Annotated in this window: 8 protein-coding genes; 3 read left to right on the top strand and 5 right to left on the bottom strand. The window is 53.0% G+C overall.

Annotated elements, in window-relative coordinates:
* Nucleotides 1–4: 4 nt before the first annotated feature.
* Nucleotides 5–220, top strand: coding sequence for a hypothetical protein (locus tag D6783_05965; GenBank protein ID RME52071.1), 216 nt, complete (start codon nt 5–7; stop codon nt 218–220).
* 59 nt (nt 221–279) lie between these two features.
* Here D6783_05965 and ftsZ read toward each other — a convergent pair whose 3' ends face one another.
* The 4 genes from ftsZ to D6783_05945 all read right to left on the bottom strand — a co-directional run bounded on the left by ftsZ (nt 280) and on the right by D6783_05945 (nt 4923).
* Nucleotides 280–1362 carry a cell division protein FtsZ gene (gene ftsZ, locus D6783_05960; GenBank protein ID RME52070.1) on the bottom strand — a complete coding sequence of 361 codons (1083 nt, stop codon included), beginning with the start codon at nt 1360–1362 and terminating at the stop codon, nt 280–282.
* Nucleotides 1363–1677: 315 nt separating this feature from the next.
* Nucleotides 1678–2220, bottom strand: a complete 543-nt coding sequence (locus D6783_05955; GenBank protein ID RME52069.1) for an ArsR family transcriptional regulator — start codon at nt 2218–2220, stop codon at nt 1678–1680.
* A 264-nt stretch (nt 2221–2484) separates the two neighbouring features.
* Nucleotides 2485–4239 carry an ATP-dependent DNA ligase gene (locus D6783_05950; protein RME52068.1) on the bottom strand — a complete coding sequence of 585 codons (1755 nt, stop codon included), beginning with the start codon at nt 4237–4239 and terminating at the stop codon, nt 2485–2487.
* 51 nt (nt 4240–4290) lie between these two features.
* Entirely contained in the window at nt 4291–4923 is a 633-nt protein-coding gene (locus tag D6783_05945; GenBank protein RME52067.1) for a hypothetical protein, read from the bottom strand.
* A 67-nt stretch (nt 4924–4990) separates the two neighbouring features.
* Here D6783_05945 and D6783_05940 point away from each other — a divergent pair, with 67 nt between their 5' ends.
* Both D6783_05940 and D6783_05935 read left to right on the top strand, forming a co-directional pair.
* On the top strand, nt 4991–5224 hold the full coding sequence (locus D6783_05940; protein ID RME52066.1) for a hypothetical protein: 234 nt from the start codon (nt 4991–4993) through the stop codon (nt 5222–5224).
* A 24-nt stretch (nt 5225–5248) separates the two neighbouring features.
* A complete protein-coding gene (locus D6783_05935; protein ID RME52065.1) occupies nt 5249–6298 on the top strand; it encodes an AAA family ATPase in 1050 nt (349 codons plus the stop codon).
* 124 nt (nt 6299–6422) lie between these two features.
* On the opposite strand, the gene D6783_05930 is transcribed toward D6783_05935, so the two are convergent.
* Nucleotides 6423–7244: an integrase gene (locus tag D6783_05930; protein ID RME52064.1), complete on the bottom strand. Its 822-nt coding sequence runs from the start codon at nt 7242–7244 to the stop codon at nt 6423–6425.
* Nucleotides 7245–7605 lie beyond the last annotated feature (361 nt).

The following is a 7605-nucleotide window of genomic DNA, read 5'->3' as shown; positions in this document are numbered from 1 at the left end:
TCCTTTGGTTGAGGGGCGTGTTTTCTTTGGAGCGTTTTTCTTTGGAGCGGTTTCTTTGAAAGAGGAGGGTGGGAAGAAAGAGGGCGGAAGAAGGGGGGAAGAAAAAAAAGAAAAAACCTCCCAACCTGTTCAACGGGGGTTGGGAGTGTTTTCGCCTTCACAGGGGTTTTTCGTTGGGGGGGTGATAAACGGCTGTGAAGGCAAGAAGTCCTTCGGATGAAGGAATGTGCTTGCCTGTGTAAGGCCTGTATAAGGGGAGTCCCCGTTTTTTTGTTCCCCTTATACGATTTCGATGCCGAGCTCGTCGCTCAGCGCTTGTTTGGCTTCTTCTCGCTGCCTTGGTGTTTGTTTGCCAAGGATCCAGGGGCTTTTGACGCCTGTTATTATTGTCATCACTGTTATTTTGCCCTTCATGTCTTCACTGACTCGAGCACCCCAGATCACATTGGCAGACTCATCCATGCTTTCTGTCACGAGTTCTCCAACTCTGCTAATGTCGTCTAAGGTCATGTCGTGACCGCCTGCTACATGGATGATTGCGCCTGTTGCTCCTTCGTAGGAGATGTCGAGGAGGGGGTTGGAGAGTGCGCCTTTGACGGCTTCTTCCACCCGGTTGTTGGTGTCGCTTGCGCCAACGCCGATTGCTGCGACGTCGCCGTTGGTCATGATGGTTTTGACGTCGGCGTAGTCGAGGTTGACGAGTGATGGTACGGCGATGGTTTCAACAATGCCTTTGATCATGGTGGCGATGAGTTCGTTCGCGACGGCGAAGGCTTGTTGGACGGGCAGGTTTCCTGCGATTTGGACGAGCCTGTTGTTGTCGATGACGATGACGGTGTCGCTGACTTGGCGGAGTTGTTGAAGGCCGAATTCAGCTTTGTCGAGGCGGGCTCGCTCGATTTTGAAGGGCATCGTGACGGTGCCGATGACGATGGCTCCTGCGTCTTTTGCGACGCTGGCGATGACGGGGGCTCCGCCCGTGCCGGTGCCGCCGCCCATTCCTGCGCAGACGAAGACCATGTCGGAGCCTTTGAGTGCTTCTTTGATGGCTTGGAGGCTTTCTTGTGCTGCTTCCGCGCCTTTTTGGGGGAATCCGCCGCAGCCGAGGCCGCGGGTGGTGTCTCTGCCAAGAAGGAATTTGCGGTCTGCTTCGACCATGTTGAGGTGTTGTTGGTCGGTGTTGCAGGCGATGATTTCTGCGCCTTGGATGCCTTTTTTGTAGAGCCAGTCGGTCATGTTTGTGCCGGCTCCTCCGCACCCGATGACTTTGATGTTGGCTTGGCCGACTTCAACTTGGTTGTACTCTGTAGTTGCTTGCCCTTGCGGGGCGGTATTCGCTGCGTTGCTTACGATGAAGTCCATTGTTTGGTACCCCCTTTGTTTGGTTGTTTTTTTGGTTTGGTGGTGAGGTGTTGTTGGTTGGAGTGGTCGAAGAGACGTAGGTCTACTTCGTTCTCAGTATGCGTCACCTCAGGCCCCCTTGGTTGGGCGCGAAGCTCTCATGTGGCTTCCGCTCTTTTGTTTTTTCGCAAAACTTTTAGGTTTCGCCAAAAAACTGTATTAGGATTGATAATCTCTTTAGTTATATATAAACCTTTCTGTCATGAAGGATATAGCTTTCTTCGTATATGTTTGGGATGTTGAAATAATTTTATGGGGGGTGCCAAGGGAGGGGGGTTATACTTTGTAGAGTGAGCGTTTTTCTCCGGAATAGAGGCCCATAGACGCCATTTGTTCGAATTGTTCGGGTTCGAGGACGAGGTGAATGACGCTAAAGCCGTACTTGTCTTTAATGGTGCCGACGGCTTGCCTGATGGCCTCTGCGTTCACGCCGCTGCCGATAATGAGAATGTTGGCTCTGTCCTTTTGCTTTTTCCCGTGGAGGATGATTTCTTGGATGTGCGGATCTCCTTTGACGAGGTCGAGGAACTCTTCCAGGGCGGTTTTGCGCACTTCCAGAATGGATTCGATGAATTTGGCGGGTTTGGTTTCGTTGAGCCGATAGAGCTTGAGTTTTTTGATGCGTCGCTCGTGAATGATGTCGAGGGCTTTGAGCTTGCCGAGGTGGCGGTAGACGGTTGCTACGGGGACGCGGGTGTATTTGGCTACTTCGCGCAAGTAATATTCTTTGTCGGGGTTGTCGATGAAGAGGCGAAGGACGGCGAGGAGCTTTTTGTCGAAGAGGTCGGCGAGGAGTTTGCGCGGATCGAGATCTTCCATTTCAGGCCGTATAAACTAACTTATTTATAAAACTTTTCATAAATGAAACATTGTTTCATAAATGAAACACTGGTTTTTTTTGAGGGTTTGGAGGTGAGGCGGTCTCATTTTTTCTTCGCGGCGCCTGGTGGTCGAGGCAAGAACGTAGAAAGAAGAGGGGCCAAGGAGGGGCTTGCGAGCACCGGACAAGCGAGCGTGAAGGAGAAACGAGAAGGGCGGGCAAGAAAGGAGGTGGTTTTTTTCTCTGGGTTGGCGTTGCCTTGGCTAGCGCTGGGATGCAAAGAGTTGTTCGATCTCGGCGATGGTGCTAATGTCGCTCAGGTCGCGGTCCTCCCTGATGCGAACGAGGCGGGGGAACCTGAGGGCGTAGCCGGACGTGTACGAAGGGCTTTTTTGAATCTCTTCGAATTTGACCTCGACGACGATGTCGGGCTTGATTTCAACATCTCTGCCCTCGGTCTTGATGATGAGGGGTTTGAGGCGTTTGGTGATGGAAGGGAAGGTGAGGTCTTCTTGTGAGGTGTCGTTGCTTCCTTCGTGTGCTTCTTCTTCGAGCTCTTTGAGCCCGGTGCCGACCTTGCCTACGGTGAGAAGGTTGCCCTCTTCGTCTTGGCAGGCGAGGGTGAAGCTGGTCAGCCACCCGGAGCGCTTTCCTTGCCCCCACTCCGCGCCTACGATGGTGAGGTCGAGCGTGTCCATGGTGGGTTTGAATTTGACCATGTGCCCAACACGGGCTCCGGGCTTGTAGGGAGCGTCGAGTTTTTTCACCATCACCCCTTCATTTCCTGTTTTGAGGCTTGCTTGATAGAATTTCTTTGCGGCTTCGTCGCTGGAGGTGACGAGGCACGTTGCGGGCGTGATGCGGCGAGGGAGGGGGGTGATGATGGCTTCAATGGCTGCTCTTCGTTCCTTCAGCGGCTTGTTCAAGTACGGCTTCCCATTGAGGAAGAGGAGGTCGAAGACGTTGAGTTCGACGGGGAGCTCTTGGGCGAGCCGTTCAATATGGTATTTTCGCTTGATGCGTTGGCTGATGTTCTGGAAGGGCCGGTACGTTCCCGTGTGCGGATCGATCCCGACGGCTTCGCCGTCGAGAATGCAGTTTTTGGCCTTGACCGCTTCGCGGATGGCGGCGACGACGTCGGGGAATTGGTCGGTGACGTTTTCGAGGCGGCGAGTGAAGAGCGTGATGGCGTTCCCTTCTTTGTGACATTGGAGGCGAAAGCCGTCGTATTTGTATTCGAGCTGGGCTGGCCGGCCGACGCGGTCGAGGGCTGCGGAGAGGGAGGACTCTCGCTGGGCGAGCATGACGCGCAGGGGCCTCCCGAGGGTGATCGTGATGCGGTCGAGCGTTCCTTGTTTTGCTGCTCTGGCGACGAGGGCGTAGTCGTTGGTTTTGTCAATCGCGCTCTGAACGCGTTCAATGATGCGGTTGTACGCTTGGCGGTCCGTGACGGTGAGGTCGTCTTGGATGGGTGGGTTGAGGTAGGCCCACGCGATGGCGTCGCGCAAGATGCCTTCTGCAATGCCAACGCGCAGGTTTTCAAGGACGGTTCGGACGATGTAGGGGGTGCTTTGCGCGTCGGCGAGGGTGAGGAGTTTTGCGAGGAGTTTGGTCTTGGTCTCTACGCTTCCTTTGCCTTCTGCCTGCGCGACGCGTTTGAGGGTTTCGTGAACGTCTTTCACGCTCAGCGTTGCACTGGCGAGGACGGCTTGGGTTTTCTTGGCGAGGAGTTGTTGCGCGACGAGGCCGAGGTCGCCGAGTTGTGCCCAGAGCTGTTCTATGCGGGCTTCTTGCGTCCCCGTTGCTGTTTTGATGGCTTTGACGATGAGTTTTGAACTCACGCCGAGCGTTCGCTTGTCCCACGCGGGGAAGATTTTGCCCTGCAAGAGGAGAATGACGCTTTCAAGTTCGCTGTCCGGGACGGTTTTGAGAAAATCGGCGAGGAGCTTTGTTTTTTCGAGGCGTTTGCTTGTTGCCTCAAGTTTGCTGTAGAGTTGTGCAAGTTCTGCGTAGTCCATCTCAGGGGGCTGTAGTCGGACGGAGTATTTATAAGTTGCTTAGGGGGTGCTTTACCTGTCTGGACGTCGCTCGTTGAACGTAAGCACAACAACGAGTCCGCCGTGTTCGTTGGCGAAGTATTCTACGCGCTGAGCGTACGCGTGCATTAAGCTTGTTCCTAGCCCCCAGTTTTTTTGTGTTTTTTTCTCTTTGTCGGAGAAGAAGTAAAAGTTTTCGAGCGTTTGGAGGAATTCTTCTTTGTTTTTTCCGAGGAGTTGGCGAAGGTGGAGGATGTAGGGCAGAAAATCTTTGTGGATAGTGCCGCCTCGGTCGGAGACGGCAATTTGGGCGCGTTTTTTGGGGTGTTCTTCAGTTCCGGGGATGATGCGGTACCCTATGGTTATGGGTTTTGAGGGGTTGCCCTGATGACCGTGTTGGTGGGCGTTGCGAACGGCTTCAAATACTGCGGTTTCTAGGGATGGCGGGAAGTTTTCCCGGGTGAGTTCGTCTCCGAGGCGCTCAACAATTTCTGTAATGGTGTGATCGTATTGCTTTCGTGGAATATGGTAGTCTTGAACGTTCCACGTAGGGTCGAAGCGGAAGGGATCGACGTGTGCAAGAGAGGGGAGGTGGAGGTCTTGAGAAAACGCGGCTCGCGCCGGCGAATGTTTGTTGGTGAGCGAAGCGAGTTCGTCAGGTGCCATGTGGTGATGAGATATGTGCCTTACTTTAAAAAACTTTCTAAAATGACTACTTTTAAGTGAGGAATTAATGGTGTTTGTGGGTTTGGGGGTGGTGGCACAGCGGGGTGTGCGTATTCATCCGCTGAGGGGCGGGGTGGTTGTTCGAGCAGGGAGGAACCATCCAGCAACTTTTTTTTTACCCGGTGTTTTTTTTATCCCTGTCTTCTCACTCTTTTTTTTGGATAGGGATGTACGTGCCCCGCCCGTTTTTTTTGTGTTCTTTTTCGGGGTCTTGTTCTTCGCGCTCCCAAAATTTTTATAAGGCCTTAGGGGTTCTTGCTCTGGTATGGGCTTGTTTGCTAGTGGTGCAGGGGCGTCGCTTATTCGTAATGAGGCCGCATTGGACTTTGAGTTCGTCCCGAAGATCCTGCCGTTTCGGGAAAGCGAGCAGCGGCGCATTGTGCAAGCGATCAAACCACTCCTTGCAGGGAGGACGGGGAGGAATGTGTGCGTGTTCGGCGCGCCTGGTATTGGGAAGACCGCAGCGGCAAAGCACGTGTTGCGTGATTTGGAAGAGGAGACGGACGAGGTGCACGTCGCGTACGTGAATTGTTGGCAGCATAACACGTCCTTTAAGATTTATGTTGACATATGCGAGCAGCTTGGCTTTCAGTTCACGCATAATAAGAACACGCAAGAGCTCTTTAAGGTGATTGAGCGTATTGTGAACAAGAAGGCGGGCGTGTTCGTCTTTGACGAGGTGGACAAGGCAGAAGATTTTGACTTCCTCTACACGCTCTTGGAGGGGATTTACAAGAAGACACTCGTGCTCATCACGAACTACAAGGAGTGGGTGGTAAATGTGGATGATCGCATTCGCTCGCGTCTCATGCCGGAAATGGTGGAGTTTCGAAAGTACAATGTGAACGAGACGAGGGATATTTTGCGCCAGCGCGTCGGGTACGCCTTTGCCGAAGGCGTTTTTACCGACGAGGCGTTGGGGAAGGTGGCGGCCAAGGCGTTCGAGCTGGGTGATATCAGAACGGGGCTGTTCTTACTGCGCGAGGCGGCCATGCAAGCGGAAGAGGCAGGCGCGAGCAAGGTTCTTCCTGAGCACGTGCTGGCGGCGCAGGCCAAGCTTGATGAATTCACGGCTAAGTCGAAAGAGGTGCTTGAAGAGGAGAGCAAAGCTATTCTCGAGCTCGTCCAGAAGAACTCCGGGCTGAGAATTGGCGACTTGTTTAAGAAATACCAGGAAGAGGGGGGGAAGGCGAGTTATAAAACATTCCAGCGGCGCATTGCCATGCTGGGTGAGAACCATTACGTGAGCGTCAAAAAACAAAAGGGCGCAGGGGGGAACACGACGATTGTTGAGCGCAAGCTCACCGAGTATTAACGAAGCGGCAACGCTGAGGCGGGGCCGCCTCCTTTTGCGTTCCTCGAGGATTCTCTTTTTTTGAGGGGGGGAGCGTTGAGCCTCGCGGGAGGCTGTTGCGATCTTGCACGCCGCGTCTTCTTTTTTACTGTGCGCCGTCGTCGAGGGGGTTGGGAATCTTTGCCAAGTCCTTTTTGCTCACGCGCGTGTAGATTTGCGTTGTTGAGACGTCCTTGTGCCCGAGGAGTCGCTGGATGTGACGAAGGTCTATGCCCGCTTCGAGCAGGTGTGTTGCAAAGCTGTGGCGGAGCATGTGCGGCGTGAGCGTGATTCCGAGGCGCTTCCCGTGGCGCTCAAGAACTTTCTGAACGGATTTCTTCGAGTACTTGCCCTTCCTTCCTTCAAGCACGTAAGGTGTTGTGAATGAGTGCGTGCGGTAGTACGACAACAAGTCGTCCTTGACGGACTGAGCAATAATGGTGATGCGGTCCTTGCCTCCCTTTCCTTGCCGGACGTGAACGATGCCTTGTTCAAAATCAATGTCTTCTCGCTTGAGGTTGATGAGTTCTTGCAAGCGCAGCCCGCAAGAGTACAAGAGCTTCACGATCAAGCGGTGCTTTACGTTTTCAATGCCCGCGATGAGCTTGCTGATTTGCGCTTTGCTGATGACGTTTGGCAGCTGCTTTGGCCGCTTCTTCAGAGGGATCTCCTGCGGCGAGAACGGCCTGCCAAGCACTTCAGTGAAGAAGAAGCGCAGCGCAGCATAGTGGAGCCGGCACGCATTCACTGACAAACGCAACTGCAGCAAGTACGACCTAACACTCTCATGATTGTGATGAAGCGAACAACGATTGCAGAATGCAAGATACTGCTTGACGCACGACGCGTACGCCTTTTGCGTCTGCGGGCTGTAGCCCTTGAGCGAGCACAGCTCGCCAATTTTCTTAACGATCAGCTCCTCATCCATCCGTAAACAACGTTGCCGACAACTTCATTAACCCACCGACCAAAGAAGCGGAAATCCTCCGGCCCCAGCCAACATAACACCTCTTACCCACGACTAAAAGTCGGGCTAATAGGTGTTCAACGAAATTTTTTGCCACGCAAAAAACTCTGCGCGAGATTAATTTTAGTTATTCTTTCCCCCACCCAGACGGCGCTAAAAACAAACATTAATAAATCATAAACCTTAAATCTATTTAAGATGAAACTTTTTTTAATTCGTCACGGAGAAAGAGGAAGATACGATAAGTTTGATACTTTAACTTGGCTCGGTGTCGAGCAATCCAAAAGATTAGGCCCTTATTTCAAAGATAAAAAAATTGATA

Source organism: Candidatus Woesearchaeota archaeon (assembly GCA_003694805.1).
In the GTDB taxonomy this organism is placed as follows: domain Archaea; phylum Nanobdellota; class Nanobdellia; order Woesearchaeales; family J110; genus J110.
Note: the sequence above shows the minus strand (reverse complement) of the source record. Positions and strands in the feature narration are given on the sequence as shown.